This is a genomic window from Chlorobaculum parvum NCIB 8327 (assembly GCF_000020505.1).
In the GTDB taxonomy this organism is placed as follows: Bacteria; Bacteroidota; Chlorobiia; order Chlorobiales; family Chlorobiaceae; genus Chlorobaculum; species Chlorobaculum parvum_A.
In genome coordinates, this window is the sequence record NC_011027.1 from 1618749 (window position 1) to 1638693 (window position 19945).

19 protein-coding genes, 1 tRNA gene and 1 riboswitch are annotated in these 19945 nt (G+C 56.6%); of the genes, 4 read left to right on the forward strand and 16 right to left on the reverse strand.

Annotated elements, in window-relative coordinates; all coding sequences use genetic code 11:
- Positions 1-12: 12 nt before the first annotated feature.
- From CPAR_RS07505 to CPAR_RS10815, 9 genes are all read right to left on the reverse strand, one after another.
- Positions 13-957: a sirohydrochlorin cobaltochelatase gene (locus CPAR_RS07505; RefSeq protein ID WP_012502710.1), complete on the reverse strand. Its 945-nt coding sequence runs from the start codon at positions 955-957 to the stop codon at positions 13-15.
- Positions 941-1759: a uroporphyrinogen-III C-methyltransferase gene (gene cobA / locus CPAR_RS07510; protein WP_012502711.1), complete on the reverse strand. Its 819-nt coding sequence runs from the start codon at positions 1757-1759 to the stop codon at positions 941-943. Before cobA ends, CPAR_RS07505 begins: the two co-directional genes overlap by 17 nt.
- Positions 1734-2609 carry an ATP-binding cassette domain-containing protein gene (locus CPAR_RS07515; RefSeq protein ID WP_012502712.1) on the reverse strand — a complete coding sequence of 292 codons (876 nt, stop codon included), beginning with the start codon at positions 2607-2609 and terminating at the stop codon, positions 1734-1736. The genes cobA and CPAR_RS07515 overlap by 26 nt, the downstream gene beginning before the upstream one ends.
- Positions 2609-3394: a cobalt ECF transporter T component CbiQ gene (cbiQ, locus tag CPAR_RS07520; protein WP_012502713.1), complete on the reverse strand. Its 786-nt coding sequence runs from the start codon at positions 3392-3394 to the stop codon at positions 2609-2611. The genes CPAR_RS07515 and cbiQ overlap by 1 nt, the downstream gene beginning before the upstream one ends.
- Positions 3391-3693, reverse strand: a complete 303-nt coding sequence (locus tag CPAR_RS07525; RefSeq protein WP_012502714.1) for an energy-coupling factor ABC transporter substrate-binding protein — start codon at positions 3691-3693, stop codon at positions 3391-3393. The genes cbiQ and CPAR_RS07525 overlap by 4 nt, the downstream gene beginning before the upstream one ends.
- On the reverse strand, positions 3690-4445 hold the full coding sequence (locus CPAR_RS07530; protein ID WP_012502715.1) for an energy-coupling factor ABC transporter permease: 756 nt from the start codon (positions 4443-4445) through the stop codon (positions 3690-3692). Before CPAR_RS07530 ends, CPAR_RS07525 begins: the two co-directional genes overlap by 4 nt.
- Positions 4446-4456: 11 nt before the next feature.
- Positions 4457-5248 carry a transporter gene (locus CPAR_RS07535; RefSeq protein ID WP_012502716.1) on the reverse strand — a complete coding sequence of 264 codons (792 nt, stop codon included), beginning with the start codon at positions 5246-5248 and terminating at the stop codon, positions 4457-4459.
- Between the two features lie 19 nt (positions 5249-5267).
- Positions 5268-5627 (reverse strand): hypothetical protein, encoded by a 360-nt coding sequence (locus tag CPAR_RS11065; protein WP_156773405.1) that lies wholly within the window; start codon positions 5625-5627, stop codon positions 5268-5270.
- 22 nt (positions 5628-5649) lie between these two features.
- Positions 5650-5863, reverse strand: a riboswitch (cobalamin riboswitch).
- Between the two features lie 104 nt (positions 5864-5967).
- Positions 5968-6144, reverse strand: coding sequence for a hypothetical protein (locus tag CPAR_RS10815; RefSeq protein WP_198002613.1), 177 nt, complete (start codon positions 6142-6144; stop codon positions 5968-5970).
- Between the two features lie 94 nt (positions 6145-6238).
- On the opposite strand from CPAR_RS10815, the gene CPAR_RS07540 reads away from it, so the two are divergent.
- Positions 6239-6676, forward strand: a complete 438-nt coding sequence (locus tag CPAR_RS07540; RefSeq protein WP_012502717.1) for a thiol-disulfide oxidoreductase DCC family protein — start codon at positions 6239-6241, stop codon at positions 6674-6676.
- A gap of 95 nt (positions 6677-6771) precedes the next feature.
- Entirely contained in the window at positions 6772-7650 is an 879-nt protein-coding gene (locus CPAR_RS07545; RefSeq protein WP_012502718.1) for a class I SAM-dependent methyltransferase, read from the forward strand.
- A gap of 44 nt (positions 7651-7694) precedes the next feature.
- Here the strand turns inward: CPAR_RS07545 and CPAR_RS07550 are convergent, their stop codons facing one another.
- The 7 genes from CPAR_RS07550 to gpmA form a co-directional block, all read right to left on the reverse strand.
- Positions 7695-7919: a hypothetical protein gene (locus CPAR_RS07550; RefSeq protein ID WP_012502719.1), complete on the reverse strand. Its 225-nt coding sequence runs from the start codon at positions 7917-7919 to the stop codon at positions 7695-7697.
- A gap of 211 nt (positions 7920-8130) precedes the next feature.
- A tRNA-Val gene (locus CPAR_RS07555) sits at positions 8131-8204 on the reverse strand.
- Positions 8205-8278: 74 nt separating this feature from the next.
- Positions 8279-9598 (reverse strand): ATP-dependent Clp protease ATP-binding subunit ClpX, encoded by a 1320-nt coding sequence (clpX, locus tag CPAR_RS07560; protein WP_012502720.1) that lies wholly within the window; start codon positions 9596-9598, stop codon positions 8279-8281.
- A gap of 151 nt (positions 9599-9749) precedes the next feature.
- A complete protein-coding gene (locus tag CPAR_RS07565; protein ID WP_012502721.1) occupies positions 9750-10019 on the reverse strand; it encodes a DUF4404 family protein in 270 nt (89 codons plus the stop codon).
- 63 nt (positions 10020-10082) lie between these two features.
- Complete coding sequence (locus CPAR_RS07570) at positions 10083-11555, reverse strand: glutamate synthase subunit beta (RefSeq protein ID WP_012502722.1); 1473 nt, start codon at positions 11553-11555, stop codon at positions 10083-10085.
- A 36-nt stretch (positions 11556-11591) separates the two neighbouring features.
- Positions 11592-16196 carry a glutamate synthase large subunit gene (gene gltB, locus CPAR_RS07575; protein ID WP_012502723.1) on the reverse strand — a complete coding sequence of 1535 codons (4605 nt, stop codon included), beginning with the start codon at positions 16194-16196 and terminating at the stop codon, positions 11592-11594.
- 169 nt (positions 16197-16365) lie between these two features.
- Entirely contained in the window at positions 16366-17109 is a 744-nt protein-coding gene (gene gpmA / locus CPAR_RS07580; protein ID WP_012502724.1) for a 2,3-diphosphoglycerate-dependent phosphoglycerate mutase, read from the reverse strand.
- A 348-nt stretch (positions 17110-17457) separates the two neighbouring features.
- Here gpmA and CPAR_RS07585 point away from each other — a divergent pair, with 348 nt between their 5' ends.
- Both CPAR_RS07585 and CPAR_RS07590 read left to right on the forward strand, forming a co-directional pair.
- A complete protein-coding gene (locus CPAR_RS07585; protein WP_012502725.1) occupies positions 17458-18720 on the forward strand; it encodes a nitronate monooxygenase in 1263 nt (420 codons plus the stop codon).
- Between the two features lie 121 nt (positions 18721-18841).
- Positions 18842-19849, forward strand: a complete 1008-nt coding sequence (locus tag CPAR_RS07590; RefSeq protein ID WP_012502726.1) for a hypothetical protein — start codon at positions 18842-18844, stop codon at positions 19847-19849.
- Positions 19850-19945: the final 96 nt, after the last annotated feature.

Here is a 19945-nt window from a genome sequence, read left to right on the forward strand (position 1 = left end):
TTGTTCAAAGCGCTAATCGATTTTGTCGGATGCTGAAAACAGCTCGATGCCATGATCCTCGGCGGTTTCGAGAATCCGGCGGGCGAAGATCGAGGCAAAGCGGTCGTCTGAACCGAGTCCCTCCATGCGGGTCTCGACCCGGCATCCCGCCGCCTCGAACGCGCCTTTCCACGAACCGGGATCGTCATCGGCAATGTCGTTGTGCGCGTGGTCGCCTGCCGTTATCATGAAGGGCCGCAGCAGCACCGTCGTGCGCCCTTTGCCCGTCACTTCAGCGACGATCTCTTCCACGCCGGGCTGCCCCTCCACCATGCCGATGTGAATCTCCGCGCCCGGATAGCGGCTGCGCATCACGTCACAGGTTTCGTGGAACACGCCCGACGAGAAGAAGTCGTTGCCGTGCGCCACATAAACCAGCGCCGCGTCAAGCTGGCGGGCGCGTTCCACGTCATCCTCGAACAACGCGGCCACCTCCTCGATGTCCTCGGTGTAGTCGTGCTCCACGCCGCAGGTGCCGAGCGCCGGGCGCGACAGCACAACCTTTTCGAAGGGCGACCAGACCCGCTTGATGGTGCGGATCGACTGAAGCGCCGACACGTACGATTTCAGATCCTCGAACTGCTCGCCGTGGTACATGTGCGTCGGCTGCACGATGATCGTCCGGTAGTTGCCGTCCTGTAAATTGCCGATCGCTCCGAGGAAACCCTGCACGTTCAGGAACTCGTCGGCCACCCCCTCGTCGAGCCACTTTCGGGGATCGCAACGCCGCGCCGACCAGATGTTGCGCACCATGTTCGAGGTGAAGCAGTGACGAACCTCGATGCCGGGAATCCGTGCCTGTATCTGCCGCCGGATATTCTCCAGCGACGGCAGTGCCGAGGGATAGGTCGTGCCGAAATGGGCAAGCAGAATCGCCTTCTTGTTGATCTGCTTCCGTTTTTTACGATGCTTGGTCATGTTGGTTGAAACTGTGATTTTGATCAGATGGATCGGTCTGATCTCGATTGTGCGCCCCTTCCGGCACAGCATACTCACCGATGATGAAGACCACCGGCAGGGGAAGCTCGCTCTCCCGGAGCTGCTGGGTGATGGTACCGAGCGTGCCGCTGACCAGCGCCTGATCGTTTCGCGACACTCGCGACACCGCGCACGCCGGGAGGTCTGGAGAAAGGCCTGATTCGATGAAGCGCTCGACGATCCTGTCGAGCTGCTCGAAGCCCATGTACATCACCAGCGGCGTACCCGCCTTCATCAGCTCGATCACCGCCGAGAAATGTGACAGCGAGTAGTCCGCCGTCTGGCCAGTGCAGAAGAGCGCCGAGGTGTTCCGGTAGCGCTCGGTCAAGGGTATCCTGCAAAGCTCAGCGGCGGCGATGCCAGCCGTGATGCCCGGCACCACCTCGCAAGGAGCACCGACAGCGGCCAGCGCGCGCACCTCCTCGATGCCACGCCCGAACATGAAGGGGTCACCGGCTTTGAGCCGAACGACGCATCGACCCGCGCGGGCGTGCCGGGCCAGCAACTCGTTGATCCGCAACTGGCGATCGGTCTGATCGACCTTGTCACCGATGCGCTTGCCGACGGCGATCCTCTCCGCGCCAAGCGGCAGCAGCGCGAGAACCTCCGGGCTGACAAGCGCGTCGTGTAGCACCACGTCAGCCGATTGCAGCAGCTTGTGCGCCCGAACGGTCAACAACTCCGGATCGCCCGGCCCGGCCCCGACCAGAAACACCTTACCCTTGCACTGATTTGTTTTCATCCGATTTCACATTCAGCTGTTTCAAAATCTTTCGCGCCTGCCCAATCGTCATCGCATTGCCGGGCAGCGTGAAACCATCTTTCGAGACGAGAATCTCAATCAAATGCGCGATGCGTGGCAGCCGCAACCCGGCCTGCCGGATGAGGTCGCGATGTTCGAACATCGAGGTAACTTCACCCTCGAAGAGCACCCTTCCCCGCTCCATCACGCAGGCCCGGTCGCAGAAGAGCGGCACCATTTCAATGTCGTGCGTAGCGACGACCACCGTCATGCCTGAGGTGCTTTGCAGATCACGAATGAACCGCATGATTGCGTCCGCGCCCTGCGGATCGAGTCCGGCGGTCGGCTCGTCGAGCAAGAGTACTGACGGCTCCATCGCCAGCACCCCGGCCAGCGCCACCCGCTTTTTCTGCCCGAAGCTGAGGTGGTGCACCGGCTTGCGCGCCAGCTCCGCGACGCCGACCAGCTCCATCGCCGCGTCGATCCGCCGCCGCGCCTCCGGCTCCGGCAGGCCGAGATTGCAGAGTCCGAAGGAGATGTCCTCGTAAACGCTCGACGCGAACAGTTGCGCGTCGGGGTTCTGGAAGACGATGCCGACCTCCTGCCGCAGCGCTTTCAGCCCCTTCGCCGAGTAGTCGAGCGGCTCATCGCCGAAGAGCACCCGGCCCAAACTCGGCTTCAGAATGCCGTTGAAGCCGAGCAAAAGCGACGACTTACCCGCACCGTTGCCGCCGAGCAACGCTGTAACCTCACCCGTCCGAATCGAAAGATCGACGCCATCGAGCGCCACCGTGCCGTCCGGCCAGACACACCGGAGCGCCTCGGTTCGGAGAATATCCGGTGACGCCATCAGAAAAACCTCCCGAAATGCGTGGCGACGGCGAGGCCAAGCAGCACCAGCTCAAGTAACACGAGACCGGCGAACGATGGCTGCCGCTCTCCGCTCGACGGAGCCAGTACGCGGATCGAGCCGTCATAGCCCCGGCACTCCATCGCCACATACACCTCCTCGGCGCGACGGGCCGAAAAGAAGAACAGGTTCGAGGCGAGCAACGCAAGGGAGCGGAACGAAACCGCCGTGCCCGCGTAGCCGAGCCGCGAGCGCTGCGCGGTCGCCATCTCCGAGGCGGTCTCGAAGAGCAGAAACACAAAACGATAGATGAGCAACGTCATCTCGATGAAAAGCCCCGGAACGCCCAGCGCCGACATCGAGCGTCCGAGGTCGGCCACCGGCGTCGTGAAGGCGATGAAGTAGAGGCACGAAACCGACGCCATCGCTTTGAACGCCAGATGAATCGCCATCGCAAGGCCGGCTGAGGTCACGCCGATGAAAGCACTGCCAACCGGAATCGAGAAAAGAAATGACTCTTGATGCACGGAAATATCGAACGCGACAGCTGCCGTTCCGGTCATGAGAAAGGCTGCCGGAAGCAGCAGCCAGCGGAGATAGTCACCAGGCCGGACACCTCCCTTCATGACGACCGAGGCGCTCATCAGGCCAAACACCAGCAGCGAAAACGGCACGGAGTCCACCCAAAGCACCATTGCGATGGGTGGAAGCGCATAGAGCAGCTTGTAGCCCGGCGCGACATCGCGCAGCCGGGAGCTTGCGGCATAGTGGTCGAGCGTTCTCAAACCTGTGCCTCTCCGGACGGTTCGCGCGAAGCCCGGAGAAACCCGAGGCCATAGCCCAGCACACCAGCCCCCAGCGCCGCCTGCAACGCAAACAGCAGGCTCTCGACCTCCCCACCCGGCGGCTCCCAGAACGGCGCAAACCACGGCTCGTAGCTGGGTTGCAACTCCGTAATCGCCTCCTCGGCCTGGCCGTCAGCGCCGCCGAACTCGGCATGTTTGAGGGTCATCAGCGGCACGACAGCGAGCGCTATCACCAGTGCCGCAAGCAGCAGATTTTTCAGGATCGACTTTTTCATCATTTCACCTCCCCGGAAAGCGTTGCAGAACTGAACATAGTCTCGCCGGCATACGAGCGGATGGTGTTATAGACCATCACCGTCAGAATGCCCTCGCTCACGGCAAGCGGCACCTGCGTCACGGCGAAAATGCCGAGGAACTTGAACATGGCTGCGGCAAACCCGCCGGTCGTCGACGGAAAAGCGGCGGCAAGCTGGAGCGAGGTGACGACGTAGGTCACCAGATCGCCCAGTGCCGCGCCGAGAAAAACCGCCATCGAGCGCGGAGCCTTCATCCCGTCGGCGAGCTTGTAGATGCCGTACGACACAAACGGCCCGGCGATGCCCATCGAAAAGAGGTTCGCACCAAGCGTCGTCAACCCGCCGTGTGCGAGCAGCAACGCCTGGAAGAGCAGCACGATCGCGCCGAGCACGCTCATTACCGACGGCCCGAACATGATCGCTCCGAGCCCCACGCCAGTCGGGTGCGAACAGCTTCCCGTAACTGACGGAATCTTGAGCGACGAGAGCACGAACGCGAACGCCCCGACCATAGCCAGCAGCAACTTCATGCGCGGATTGTCGGCAACGATTTTGCGCATCGAACGGAAGCCGAGCACAAAAAAAGGCAACGACACTGCCGTCCAGAACAGGCTCCACGAAGGGGGCAAAAACCCCTCCATGATGTGCATCGCCCAAGCCTCGCCACCGCCAAAAAGTATCATGCCCGCAACCATCGAGGGCACAGCGACAAAACGAAATTTCAGATTGTTCATCATCTCCTCCTTTAATTGAATCGTGCGGCCACGCCCAGCAGCACAGCCGTATCAGGTTCGGCATCGTTCAAACCACTCTTGATGCCAAGATCGAAATCGAAATCCTCGGTGACGCTGTAAATCAGCCCTCCAACCAGAAATGCAGGATGTGTGCGTGAACCCTTTTCTTCGGCCGTTTCGAGACCGATATCGGCAACCGCCCTGAGCTTTTCCGAAAGCGCATATTCGCCCGCAAGGGATGCGTTCCAGATGTGCTTGTTGCACGCCGCCGCATCCTCGTCGAGTTCGTAAGCGTTGCGATGGTAGCCAGCGTTGGCGTGCAGCGTCAGCGCCCCGAACTCTTTTGTGGCGATCAGCACCGCACCGCCAGTCACCCGACCAGCGCCGAGCCCCTTGTCGGCGTCACCGGTCGGCAGAGAGATACCGGGCTTCAGGGCAAGGCTGAATCCGTTCTTTTCGTTTTCACAGAACCGCCACTTGAGCTCAAGCGTCATATCGCCGATGCCACTTTCATCAGCAGTAACCAGTTGATTTTCCTTCACCTGATACCACAGGTACGGCAATCCGGCAACGATGTCGATGTCCTCCGACAGACCGTAGGAGACCGCCACCGCTGCTTCGTTTTCCCGCTCTTTGATTCTGATGCCTTCGTCACTCTCACTGTTGGAGGAAAATCCAGTCGTGCACTCGATCTGCCAGCCGCCGGTGCCCTGGGTTCCGGTATCGTCGGTAACAAGAGGATGGGCCGCATACGCCGGGGCAGCGCAGCACAGCAGCGTTACCGCCATAAGATTTTTTTTCATGGTCGCGTGTTTTGTTCTATCAGTTAAAAAGCCAGAAAGGAACGGAATTCAGCGGATGAGCGGCAGCGGCAAAGCCATCATAACCCGCACAACGTTGACAGCGAGAAACTGGAAATGCATTGAAATGTTGAGCGTTCCGTTGAGCCTCATGAATCGACAACAACAGAAAATGCTCGTGAAGGTGGGAATGGCCCATCAAACGAGGGTCGGCAGTAAAAATCACCGGATGCCATGGCAGGCCGAACGACCAGCGAAGCGGATCGTAACAGGCAGCAGGGATGAATCGAGAGAGAAGAGATCGGAACAGCCGGTTGCGCATCGCCGTTAACGATGCACGAAACCAGCCTGTTCCAGAGAATGGAACGAGGGTGTGTTTCATGGTGTATGTTGCTTTATTCCCGAAGCGTTAAAAAAATGAGGCAGGTCTTCTGACTTTCCCGGGTTTCACCAGCCTTCCCATCCCAAAACTGGGACAGTGGCATTGTTGGCGAACCTTTTCACCAGCCTTGCAGCCGGTGCGGGATTACAGCAGCGGGTACTGTTCCGGACTTTCACCGGATTCCCTTTTAAGCCCGTCATCTCGCGATGACAGACACCACATGTTCGGATGAAGTATAAGAAAAAGAAGGGTTTGAGCAAATGGTGCTGGAAGTTTTTTCCTCCGATGAAACGCGCGGCAGCCAGTGCAGCCGATTCGAAGTGCAGTGCTGGGTCGATGATCACAAGCGCTGGGCTGCTCCTTTCTGTTTGGCTGTCTTAAGGATTTCCGGAAGGCGTGCAGCCTGGGCTGAAACCACGCCCGGCTCCTGATCCTGCCGGAGATCATGCCAGCACTTGGCGCTTGCCTTGAAATCGATGTCGAGCACCGCGTATTGGTGGCTAACGTAACGCGGCAACAGTTAGGAAGCAGGACCGGAACTTCCGGATTGTTTCGGGGAGTTCATGTAAGAAAGCCATTCAATCGCATCCTTAATCTTATTTGAAAGCGTAATGGACAAGCCTCGAGCCTCTCTGCCGGAAAACATCGTGATTTTCGACGGTGTCTGCAATCTGTGTGAGTTTTCGGTGAATTTCATCTTTGAGCGTGACGGCGCCGGGCTGTTTTATTTCACACCAGCCCAGTCTCCTCTCGGAGCATCTCTCCTAACACGTTTCGGAATCAACACTTCCCGGCTTGACACCGTAGTGCTTGTCAGCAGTGACCGCGCTTTCACCCGAAGTGCTGCCGCCATTGAAATCGCCTCCCGACTCGACATGCCGTGGAATCTGCTCGCCGCATTCCAGGCTATTCCTAAGCCCTTGCGCGATATGCTCTATGATCTGATAGCGCAGAACCGGTACCAGCTTTTCGGGAAAAAAGAGGAGTGCATGCTGCCGTCCGAAGAGCTGCGCAAGCGTTTTCTTGAACAGATACCAAGGGCTTCCTGATGACCTGTAACCTCTAAGCGCATTGAGAAGTTACTATGCTTATCGACGGACACTCAGCATGATTCCGTCCTCTTCACTGCAAAAAAGTAATCACCATGTCAGACAACGCAACCGATCGATTTTTCAGGTATCTGAACTGGCTTTTCAATCCGTTCCACGGGTTGAAGACCACGGAAGTCTATGATCTGATCGGCACTTCATCTCTGACCGAGCACGCCCTCTATCTGAATCTCGGCTATTGGCGTGAGGCAGATACCATCGATGAAGCCAGTGAAGCGCTTGCGCTGCTGGTGGCGAAAAAAGGTGGCATGGGGCCAGGCGATACCGTCCTGGATTGCGGGTACGGTTTTGGCGATCAGGACATCCTCTGGGCAAGAAAACTGAAGCCCGAAAAAATCATCGGGCTGAACATTACGAAATCCCAGGTTGAACGCGCCCGGCGGAACGTTGCCGATGCGGGACTCGAAAAATCAGTCGATTTAAAAGAAGGCTCGGCAACGGAGATGCCGATTGAAAATGAATCCGTCGATCTGGTTGTTTCCGTGGAAAGCGCTTTCCACTACAGAACCCGAGAGGATTTTTTCAGGGAAGCATTTCGCGTTTTGCGGCCGGGCGGCAGGCTTGTGACAGCGGACATTGTGCCGACAGAAAACTCCGACAACCCCTTCAGGCGAATAGAGCAATGGTTTTCATGGAACCTTGTGGCAGGAAAATTCAATATTCCACAAGACAACTACTACCTGATCCCATCCTACCAGAACAAGCTCTCCAAAGCCGGATTTGTCCATATTGATATCAAATCAATCCGTGATGATGTCTATGAACCTCTTCATGAGTATCTGGCAAAAAACCGGACATTTGTCGGCAAGATGCATCCCCTTGCAAAGATTATGGCACAATTAACCCTGAATCGTTCAGCCGACAGTGTGTACGCCGGTCTGGACTACATCCTGTCTTATGCTGAAAAGCCGTAGCTTGAAGCAAGCGCCCATTGAGGTATCCAAAACTGAATACGGATTCAGATTGCAAGCTCCGGTTTTCGAGAGGTAGTAGAAAATGGTTGCAAAGCGAATCCCTGATCTCGGTCGATGCTTCGAACAGAAAACCCGTTGTATTCGAGCCGCCGAAACACCTCGACCAGACGGTTCTGGTTGTCCTTGTCTGCCGGATCGGCGACCATGTCGAGCAACTCATACTTCCGCTCGCCCCGATCAAAAATTTCGATAAAAAAGAGTGTCACCATTTTCTTGCCTTGGGGGCAGAACCCGATGTTTAAGCGTGAATCTCATTGCAACCTCCTTGTCAAGTGATCAGAGAAGGAAAATCCTCGTCGCATATGCGTCGCAGATTTAATATAAAAAACGCTCAAAAACGACGAAAATCACGTAAAACCGAGTATTTTGGAAGGAATAAAAAAGCCCTGCAAGTCTTTATCTTGCAGGGCTTTGTGGGGGTGGGCGATAGAAGATTCGAACTTCTGACCTCTACCGTGTCAAGGTAGCGCTCTAACCAACTGAGCTAACCGCCCTTATGAGAAGGCCTTAATATAGAACTTTCAGAATTGAATACAAACTGTTTTTCAGATTCTTTTCAAGCCTCTCTTCAAGCAGTCAAACGCTCTTTTCCGTCCTTTTTCTCATACACCGGCCCGCTTATTTTATCGATGGTTTCGGAAGTAATGATGCACTTCTGAACATCTTTGAGGGTGGGCAACTCGAACATGATGTCGATCATGACGTTTTCGAGCACGGAGCGCAAGGCGCGAGCACCTGTACCGCGTTCTATAGCGATTTCAACCACCTTGTCGAGCGCTTCGTCGGTGAATTCAAGTTCAACGCCGTCCATTTCGAAGAGGCGTTTGTACTGCTTGACAAGCGCATTCTTCGGCTCGACAAGAATATTACGCAGAGCTGATGCGTCGAGCGGATCAAGTGCGGACATCACCGGCAGGCGACCGATAAATTCGGGAATGAGGCCGTATTCGTGCAGGTCGTCCTGGGTAACGAGTTTGAGAATCTCGGGATCGTAGCCGGTCTGCTTGTCCTTGACTTTGGAGCCGAAGCCCATCGAGGATTTGGAGACGCGGCGAGCAATGATCTTGTCGAGCCCCTCGAACGCTCCTCCGCAGATGAAGAGGATGTTCTTGGTGTTGATGTTGATCAACTGCTGCTCGGGGTGTTTGCGACCGCCTTTCGGGGGCACACCAACCACCGAGCCTTCGAGAATTTTGAGCAGCGCCTGCTGAACACCTTCGCCTGAAACGTCACGGGTGATGGAGACGTTGGCCGATTTGCGGGCAATCTTGTCGATTTCATCAACGTAGATAATGCCGCGTTCGGCGCGTTCGAGGTTGAAGTCGGAGGCGTGCAGAAGACGGGCGAGAATGGTCTCGACGTCGTCGCCTACGTAGCCTGCTTCAGTAAGCGAAGTTGCATCGGCGATGGTGAACGGGACTTCCAGCAGGTTGGCCAGCGTCTGGGCGAGCAGGGTCTTACCGGTACCGGTAGGGCCAATCAGCAGAATGTTGCTCTTTTCGATTTCAACCTCGTCTTCTGCTGTCCATTCGTGAGCGTCGATACGCTTATAGTGATTATAGACCGCCACGGAGAGCGACTTCTTGGCGCGTTCCTGACCAATGACGTACTGGTCGAGCGACTCCTTGATGTTTACAGGGCTCTTCAGGCGTGGCTGGAAAGCCGGCTCACTCGTTTTCTCCGGATGGCGAATGGCGCTGATCTCTTTACGCAGAATCTCGACCGAGCTGAGAATGCAGCGATCACAGATAAAAGCATTGGGCCCGGCCACCATGCTATTGACCTCATGGCTGGTTCTGCCGCAGAAAGAGCAAACCACAGGAGGCTCGCCTCCAAAGTTTTTTCTTCCGCTGGTATGGTCTTTGCGTGGCTCTTTGTCTTTGGTCATTTGATACCGGTTGATACGTCAACCACAGGAGGCTAAGTCCCGTGGTTGAACGGATTGGGCTGAAGCCCTGATTTCTTGTAAAACGTTGCCCGTCAGATCGGAGCTAAAAAAAATCATGAATGATCAAGGAGGGGGCTCGACAGCCTCACGCTCACAGTCCCATGCGGGCAAGGCTGTCGAGGACATGCTGGATCAACATGCTGAGGCGAGGATGATCTTCCTCGAAGTGGCCGACGGCATCGCTCATGCGGTCAGTCATGCTCTCCTCCTCCTCACACGCTTTCGTGCCATCCTTGACGAGCTTGGAGATGTCTTCCCTAAGCGAGGAAAGCACCTCTTCGGTCTTTTCATCGACCGTGCCGACCTGACCGAGCTCCTGATGAAGGGTTTCGAGCAGTTCCCTCAGTTTCTGTTGTTCCATATCGGTTATTCTGTTCGTTCAGCCTCTTTTGTTTTCTTGCAACACTTCTGCCTGTTGATTCGTTCACGGCAGGCTGGTGCTGCCCATCAGGAAGCGATCGCACTCCCTTGCGGCTGCACGGCCTTCATTGATGGCCCAAACGACGAGGCTCTGGCCACGGCGGGCATCGCCGGCAGCGAAGACGTTGTCAACGCTGGTGCGGTAGCTGCTGGTGTCTGCCTTGATGTTGCTGCGTCCATCCGTCTCGATAGCAAGCGATTCAAGAAGCTGCGATTCGGGGCCAAGAAAACCCATTGCAAGCAGTACGAGGTCAGCAGGAATGATCTCTTCGCTGCCGGCTACCGGAACGGGAATGGTGCGTCCTTCCTGACTGATCCATTCAACCTTCGAGACCTCGACAGCACTCAGCTTGCCGTTCTCGCCGATGAACTTCTTGGTCATCATGAGATATTTACGGGGATCTTCACCCTGCACGGCGTGGGCCTCTTCCTGACCGTAATCGACCTTGAAGACCTTCGGCCATTCGGGCCACGGGTTGTCATCCTGGCGGAAGTCGGCAGGTTTGGGCATGATTTCAAGCTGCATGACGCTCTTGCACCCCTGGCGCAGCGAGGTGGCCACACAGTCAGTGCCGGTATCGCCGCCACCGATCACGACCACATGCTTGCCCTTGGCGGACAGCTCAGGCTCGGTGCCGTCGAGCACCGCTTTGGTACCTGCGCGGAGGAACTCCATCGCGAAGTGAATGCCATCAAGCTCGCGCCCTTCGGCGTTAAGGTCACGCGGATTGGTCGCACCGGTGCAGAGCACCACGGCATCGTATTCCGAGAGCAGCTTGTCAGCCGGGTAGTTGACGCCGACTTCAGTACCGGTCACGAACGCGACGCCCTCCTCTTTCATGAGGTCGACGCGACGCTGCACAACCTGCTGCTTGTCGAGCTTCATGTTCGGGATGCCGTACATCAGCAAGCCACCGATGCGGTCGTCACGCTCGAACACGGTGACCGAGTGGCCAGCCTTGTTGAGCTGGTCAGCGCAAGCCAAACCTGCCGGGCCGGAACCCACAACAGCGACTTTCTTGCCGGTGCGAACGGCGATCTCTTTCGGTTCAACCCACCCTTCAGCGAAAGCGTGTTCGATGATGGAGCACTCGATATTCTTGATGGTCACCGGTGGCTGGATGATGCCGAGCACGCAGGAGCCTTCGCACGGCGCGGGACAGACCCTTCCGGTGAACTCCGGGAAGTTGTTGGTCTTCATGAGCCGCTCATACGCTTCGCGCCAGAAGCCGCGATAAACATGATCGTTCCACTCGGGAATAAGGTTGTGAATCGGACAACCTGAGGTCATGCCGCTGAGCATGATGCCCGAGTGGCAGAACGGCGTGCCGCAATCCATGCAGCGAGCACCCTGGTCGGCAAGCTGTTCAACCGACATCTCCTCATGGAACTCGTTCCAGTCCTTTATTCTCTCCAGAGGCTCCCTGTCAGCGGGAAGGGCTCTCCGGTACTCCATAAATCCTTTCAGTTTACCCATAAATCGTAATGCGTTGTTCGGGTTACCCCTGATAGTTTAGTTCCCCGACACACGGGAAGGATCATGCACATTTTTCTGAAAAGCTGCCATGACGGCTTCGTCGCCGGTCAGGCCCTGCGCTTCGACCTCTTTCATTGCATCGATGGCGCGCTGGTAGTCGTTGGGCAGCACCTTGACGAAACGCAGTGATGCGTTCGGCCACTCTGCGAGCAGGCTCTTGCCAAGTTCACTGCCGGTTTCGGCCACATGCCGCTCGACTTTCGACCTGAGCCACGCAAGCTCTTCCGACTCTTCGACCGGCGAGAGGCTCACCATCTGCTGGTTGCAGCGTCCGGCAAAAGCGCCGTCAACATCATAGACATAGGCCACACCGCCGGACATGCCCGCCGCGAAGTTGCGGCCGGTCTTGCCGAGAATGATCACCTTGCCGCCGGTCATGTACTCGCAGCCGTGGTCGCCGACCGATTCGACAACCGCTTCCATGCCGCTGTTGCGCACGCAGAAACGCTCGCCCGCCATGCCGCGAATGTAGGCCTCACCGGAGGTCGCGCCGTAGAAGGCCACGTTGCCGACGATAATATTTTCCTCGGGCACAAAAGTCGATGCCTTCGGCGGATAGACCACCATCCGGCCACCCGACAGGCCCTTGCCGATGTAGTCGTTCGCATCGCCAACCAGCTCGATGGTCATGCCTTTCGGAATGAACGCGCCGAGACTCTGGCCAGCCGAACCCATGAACTTCAGGTGGATGGTGTCATCCGGAAGTCCTTTGCTACCCCAAGCTTTAGTGACCTCGTTACCGACGATGGTGCCGACGACGCGGTTGATGTTCTTGATCGGCAGCGTGGTCGAAACCTTCTCACCGCGCTTGATGGCCGGTTCACAGATCGCCAGGAGGGTCTTGATGTCGAGGCTCTCCTCGATGCCGTGCTCCTGCTTGATGGTGCAGTACGGCGTATCGTTGTCGCCCGTATCGACCTGGTGCAGCATCTTGGACAGATCCACACCGTTGGCTTTCCAGTGCTTGATGGTGCGTGAGGTGGCAAGCAGGTCAGCGCGACCGACAAGCTCGTTCAGCGTACGGATACCAAGCTGTGCCATGTACTCGCGCACGCCCTGGGCAATGAAGCGCATGAAGTTCTCAACATCCTCTGGCTTGCCCTTGAAATTCTTGCGAAGCTCGGGGTTCTGCGTGGCGATGCCTACCGGGCAGGAGTCATCCTGGCAGCAGCGCATCATGATGCAGCCCATCACCACCAACGTCGTGGTAGCGAAACCGAACTCCTCGGCACCGAGCATGGCTGCGATGACAATGTCACGCGCAGTCTTGAGCTGACCGTCAACCTCGACGACAATTCTGCTGCGCAGGTTGTTGAGCATGAGGGTCTGGTGCGTTTCAGCAAGGCCGAGTTCCCACGGCATACCAGCGTGCATGATGCTGGAGATCGGTGAAGCACCGGTACCGCCATCGTGGCCGCTGATAAGCACCACGTCGGCATGAGCTTTGGCAACGCCTGCAGCGATAGTGCCGACACCAACCGTCGAAACCAGCTTGACGTTGATACGAGCTGCGCGGTTTGCGTTCTTGAGATCGAAAATGAGCTGAGCCAAATCTTCGATCGAGTAAATATCGTGATGCGGCGGCGGCGAAATCAGCCCCACGCCGGGGGTAGAGTGGCGGGTCTTGGCAACCCACGGATAGACCTTGGTGCCGGGCAACTGGCCGCCCTCTCCGGGCTTGGCGCCCTGCGCCATCTTGATCTGGATCTCCTGCGCATTGGTCAGGTACTCGCTGGTCACACCGAAGCGGCCAGATGCAACCTGCTTGATGGCCGACATACGGCTGTCGCCGTTGGCGTCCGGCGTGAAACGATCCGGATCCTCACCACCCTCGCCGGTATTGCTCTTGCCGCCGAGGCGGTTCATCGCAATGGCCAGCGCCTCGTGCGATTCCTTGCTGATGGAACCGTACGACATGGCTCCCGTTTTGAAGCGCTTGACGATCTCCTCAACCGGCTCGACCTCATCGATTGAAATCGGTTTGCCGGGGAAACGGATATCCATCAGACCACGAATCGTGCAGTAGTGCTCACTCTGCTCGTCGATGAGCTTTTCATACTTCTTGAACAGCTCGTAATCGCCCGTGCGGCAGGAGTGCTGCAGGTAGTGAATCGTCTCAGGATTGAACAGGTGGTACTCGCCGTCGTGACGCCACTTGCGGTCGCCGCCAGCCTCCAGGCCGCGATTGACCTTGTTACCGCCAGGCGGGAAAGCTGCTTCATGGCGTTTGCGCACCTCTTCGGCCAGCGTGTCGAGCCCGATACCTTCGATGCGGGAAGGGGTCTTGGTGAAGTAGGCATCGACCACTTCGGCGTTCAGGCCGACCGCTTCGAAGATCTGCGCACCGCGATAGCTCTGCACGGTCGAGATGCCCATCTTGGCCATCGTCTTGACTACGCCCTTGACAATCGCCTTTACGTAGTTCTTGATCGCCTTCTTCTCATCGATCGTGATGCGTCCTTCGGCCACCTGCTGGCTGATGGTTTCGAACGCCAGGTAGGGGTTGATCGCCCCTGCGCCATAGCCGATCAGCATCGAGAAGTGGTGCACCGTACGCGGCTCGCCCGACTCGACAATGAGACCGACTTTCGTCCTGAGACCAGCGCTGATCAGGAACTGGTGGAATCCGGCAAGCGCCATCAGCGCAGGAATCGGAGCGCGCGAATGCTCAAGTTCGCCCTTGTCGGAAAGAATAATAATGTTGACGCCGTCATGATTGATCGCCTTTTCGGCCTGACGGTACAAGTCCTGCATGGTCTCCTGGATCCCCCGACCACCCTCTGCGACGTTGTAGAAAATCGGCAGGGTGATCGCTTTGAAACCGGGCTTGTCAATGCCACGAATTTTTTCGAGATCCTCGTTGGTGAGAATCGGATGCGGCACCCTCAGGCGACGGCAGTTGATCTCCTCGGCTTCGAGCAGGTTGCCCTCGGTGCCGAGCATGACCGTCGTGGAGGTCACGATCTCCTCGCGGATCGAGTCGATCGGAGGATTGGTCACCTGTGCGAAGAGCTGTTTGAAATAATCGTACAGCAACCTCGGGCGATTGGAAAGCACGGCCAGCGGCGTATCATTGCCCATCGAACCAATGCGCTCGATGGCATTCTGGGCCATCGGCCTGACCTGGAGGGTGATGTCCTCATTGGTGTAGCCGAACGCCTTCTGACGGGCGGTGATGCTGTAGTTGTCCTGATCCGGATTCTTCATCAGCTCCCGCTCCGGCAGCGCATCGAGTTCGATGACGTTGCGGTCGATCCACTCCTTGTAGGGCTTCTCGGAAGCGATGCTCTGCTTGATCTCCTCGTCGGAAATGATGCGTCCCTCTTTGGTATCGACCAGGAACATTCGGCCCGGCTGGAGGCGATCCTTCTTGATAATCTTTTCAGGTTCGATGTCGAGCACGCCGACCTCGGAGGCCATCACCACCAGGTCGTCACTGGTGATGTAGTAGCGCGACGGGCGCAGACCGTTACGGTCGAGCACGGCACCAATCTGGACGCCATCGGTGAAGACCACCGATGCAGGGCCATCCCACGGCTCCATGAGGCAGCTGTGATATTCGTAAAATGCGCGCTTGTCCGGATCCATCGATTCGTTGCCCGACCACGGTTCCGGAATGACCATCATGGCTGCCTGGGCCATCGAACGGCCACACATGACCAGCAGCTCGAAGGCGTTGTCGAGCGTAGCCGAGTCGCTGCCCTCTTCGAGCAGAATCGGCTTGATCTCTTCGAGTGCACCCTTGAAGATGGAGGACTGCATGTTCTTTTCGCGAGCCTTCATCCAGTTCACGTTGCCGCGGAGTGTGTTGATTTCACCATTGTGGCTCAGGAAACGATACGGATGGGCGCGATCCCAGCTCGGGAAGGTGTTGGTGCTGAAGCGGGAGTGCACCATCGCGATGGCGCTCTCCATGTCCGGATCTTTCAGCTCGGGATAGAACTCCTCGACCTGCTCCGGATTGAGCATGCCTTTATAAACAATCGTGCGAGACGAAAAGCTCGATGCGTAGAAATAACCGCTGCCGAGCAGGCCGGAGGTAAAACGGACACGCTTGAAAATACGGCGACGGATGACGTAGAGTTTACGCTCGAACTCGAGCTCCGTCATGTTATCGTTGCCACGGCCCACGAAAATCTGCTTCACGACCGGCTCTTGTGAACGAGCCATCTGGCCGAGCGTAGAGTTGTCGGTCGGCACCTTGCGGAGGCCGAGATATTTCTGGCCTTCGGCCTGCACCATCTGGCGACAGATATCCTCGATAGCACGACGCTGCGTGAGGTCCGGCGGAAGAAAGACCATACCAACGCCGTACTCGCCCGGAGCGGGAAGTTCGATATTCCTCTCGGCGCAGACTTTGCGCATGAACTTGTCGGGAATCTGCAGCATAATGCCGGCGCCGTCACCGGTATTCTTTTCATAGCCGGTAGCGCCACGATGCTTCATGTTCACCAGAACCTGCAAGCCCTGCCGGATAATCTGATGAGACTTGGCACCCTTGATGTTGGCGACAAATCCTACACCACAGGCGTCATGCTCGAACTGTGGATCGTACAGTCCCCCTTCATGCTTTGCTTTCATATTTTCAGGCACATCAATTCAGAAAAATTCAAAAAAACGGGACGTTCCTCGCTCAGAGGCCAGAATATAAGGTATTGGATAAAAAAATCCTGACCATTTAAGACTGCTCTGAAGTCCTCTTCAATGCAGTCGGAAAAACAGCGAAACCGGAGCGTTCACCTTACCGGCCTCAGGCCTTGCCCTGCTTTGCCACGGCTTCCTGGGCTTTCTTCAGCTCCTCCTGGTCGCCCAAGTAATAACTCCGGATTGGCTTCAGATCGTCGTCAAGCTCGTACACGAGCGGAATGCCAGTCGGAATGTTCAGGCCGACGATATCCTCATCGGAAATATTGTCGAGATATTTGACCAGCGCACGGAGCGAGTTGCCGTGGGCCGTAATGATGACACGCTTGCCGTCCATGATCTGCGGCGCGATGGTTTCGTGCCAGTAAGGCAGGAAGCGCGCGACAGTGTCTTTCAGGCACTCGGTAGCCGGAAGCTCCTCGGGAGTGAGCGCAGCATAACGGCGATCCTTGCTCGGATGACGTTCGTCGTCAGCATCGAGGGCCGGGGGCGGAGTGTCGTAGCTGCGGCGCCAGATCAGCACCTGCTCGTCGCCGTGGCGCTGAGCGGTCTCAGTCTTGTTGAGCCCCTGAAGCGCACCGTAGTGACGTTCGTTTAACCTCCAGGACTTGGTGACGGGAATCCACATCAGATCCATCTGGTCGAGCACCGTCCAGAGCGTCCTGATGGCGCGTTTGAGTACCGAAGCGTAGGCCATATCGAACACGAATCCCTCGTCCTTCAGGAGCTGACCGGCGGCTTTGGCCTCTTCCCTTCCTTTTTCCGAAAGATCAATATCAACCCAGCCGGTAAAACGGTTCTCCCTGTTCCACTGGCTTTCGCCGTGCCTCAGCAGGACAAGTTTTTTCATGTAACGCTCCTAACTCTATTAGTGTATTTTGAAAAAAGGAAAGAGTGCGCCCTTTACGGGCTTGTCAATTTAATATTCTGAAACCCCATTCTCAAACATTCTCTCAGTAGCTCCCACAGTTGCTGCTAACCTCTTTTTCCCGTCATGCGTGTGCAGTTTTTTTCTCCTCTGTTAGGTGGCGTGTATGGCATTATCGATCAAAATGTTCTATCTTATATGATTTTTGACGCTTGATGAGCAAACCTGACTCCATGGCACCGGCAAAGGCTGCCCATCGAATGACGGAACCAATCAGCGGTGCCCTCCGGGCAGTACCTCAGTAATCAGCACGTATCGTATCTGAACACCATGAACGTCAACAATTTCAGATTTACGCTCGGCGGAAAAGAGTTTGTCCCTATCGTGATCGGCGGCATGGGAGTCAACATCTCGACTTCGGAGCTTGCACTCTCGGCAGAACGGCTGGGCGGTATCGGCCATATTTCCGATGCCGAGGTCATGCAGGTTTGTGATCAGATTTTCGGAACCACCTACACCAGCGACAAACGCCAGAGGTACGCCTCGAACTTCAATAATCCGGACAAATCGAGCGTGCAGTTCGATCTGGAGCAGCTCGCCGAAGCGCAGAAGCGCTTCGTTGACTACACCATGAGCCGGAAAACGGGCAATGGGGCGATCTTCATGAACTGCATGGAGAAGCTCACGATGAACAACTCCGCTGCGACGCTCAAGGTGCGCCTGGAGGCTGCCCTGAACGCAGGCATCGACGGCATCACGCTCGCCGCCGGCCTGAACCTCAGAACCCTCGATCTTATCAGCGATCACGAACGGTTCCGTGACGTCAAGCTCGGAATCATCATCTCTTCGGTGCGGGCACTCTCGATTTTCCTGAAACGAGCCATCCGGCTTGAGCGGCTGCCGGACTATATTGTGGTCGAAGGGCCTCTTGCGGGTGGCCATCTCGGCTTCAGCCTGGACGACTGGCAGTCACAGAGTCTGCAAACCATCGTTGCTGAAACGATCGCCTTCCTGAAAAAAGAGAATCTCGATATTCCGGTCATTCCGGCAGGCGGCATCTTCACCGGTACCGACGCGGTGGAGTACCTGCAGATGGGCGCTTCGGCTGTTCAGGTGGCCACACGGTTCACCATCGCGCAGGAATCGGGACTTCCGGACAAGGTCAAACAGCACTATATCAATGCCCAGCCGGAAGATGTCGAGGTCAACACCGCTTCCACGACCGGCTACCCGATGCGCATGCTCAAGCAGTCACCCACGCTTCAGTACGGCATAAAGCCCAACTGCGAGGGACTCGGCTACCTGCTCGACAACTCGGGTAAATGCCCCTACATCGACGACTACTACCAGGCGCTCGAATCTAGAGACCCTGCCGAGGGCCGTTTCGTCGTCAAAAACCACACATGCCTCTGCACCGGTATGGCGCGCTATGACTGCTGGACCTGCGGGCAAACGGTCTCGCGCCTGAAAGAGACCACCAACCGCCTGCCCGATGGCACCTGGCAACTGCCCACAGCCGAGGAGATTTTCAACGATTACCTCCTGAGCGAAAACCACTCCATCAGCAAACCGGCTATCGAAAAGGAGCAGTGAAAGCAGGAAGTATTTTTGCCTCGGAAGATCGGATAGCTTACTTTGTATGAAAGATGTAACAGGGTGAACAATTTGCCCGTTACGAAATAGCATTTCGGTCAGAAACCACCTTCCTGCCGACATGAAGCGCCATCTGATTTCCTGGTTGAGGCTTTCGGCCTCATTCATCTTCCTGCTTCTGGCAGCCATAGCTGTCAACCAGCTTTACAGCCTGTCGATGCTGCTCGAAAAGCTTCTCCCCTTTTCGGGCTACGCTTTCCTTGCGCTCTGGGCTATTTTTTTCATCATCACAGCCGTCACCGGCTACCGACTCTGGAAAGCGCCGAAGATTCCGCCGCTGGCAGACAGGGAGGGCGGCAAGCATTTTGACGACTATATCGCCTACCTCTCCAGGGCACTCAGGGTGCATACCACAATGCCGGAAGACAGCAGAAAAAGTGGCGATCTGCGTTGGGTTAAAACCAACCTCAAATTGCATGAGGTCGATGCGCTGAACCACACCAAGACCGTCGCCACCAAGAATTTCTTCATCGGCGCCTTTGCCCAGAACACCTCGTACGGCACCACAACATCGCTGATGAACAACATCAAGCTGATCTGGCATATTTATTCCAGCTACTACCACCATCAATCGGCCAGAGAGTTCGTGCAGCTACTCAAATCGGTTTACGAATGCCTGCCGCTGTCGGACTTCAACAAGGATGAACTTCCGGCCCACATCAAGCCGATCATCCAGTGCTCGTTCAGCAACACGCTCTCTTCGCTCTTACCGGGAGGAAACCTGCTGACCCCGTTTTTCCTCAACCTGTTTCTGGCGGGCGCAACCAACACCTATCTGACCTGCCTGGCCGGTATCATCACCTCGAAGCACTGCCAGATGCTGTCGCTTGAAGACAAGCAGGAAATCATTCAGCAGAGCATGTTCGAGGCATCCTTCATGGTCAAGGAGATTGTCAAGGAGTGCAACCCGATTCTGTCGGTTACGATCAGCAATGCCGTCAAGAAGGCCGGGATCGAAAGCCTTGACACCGTCACAGCCCCATCAACAGGCAGCAGCGTGGCCCAGGACATCGTCTCCCACCTGGCCAGCTCGTTGAAACATATTATCAGAGAAACCGGGAATGAGTAAATACTAGCGGTCGCGATCAATATCAATGAAAGAGAGCACACAAAAGCACAGAGCTCTTGAATGAAACTGAATTAACGCCCCGTATTCCCCTCCTCT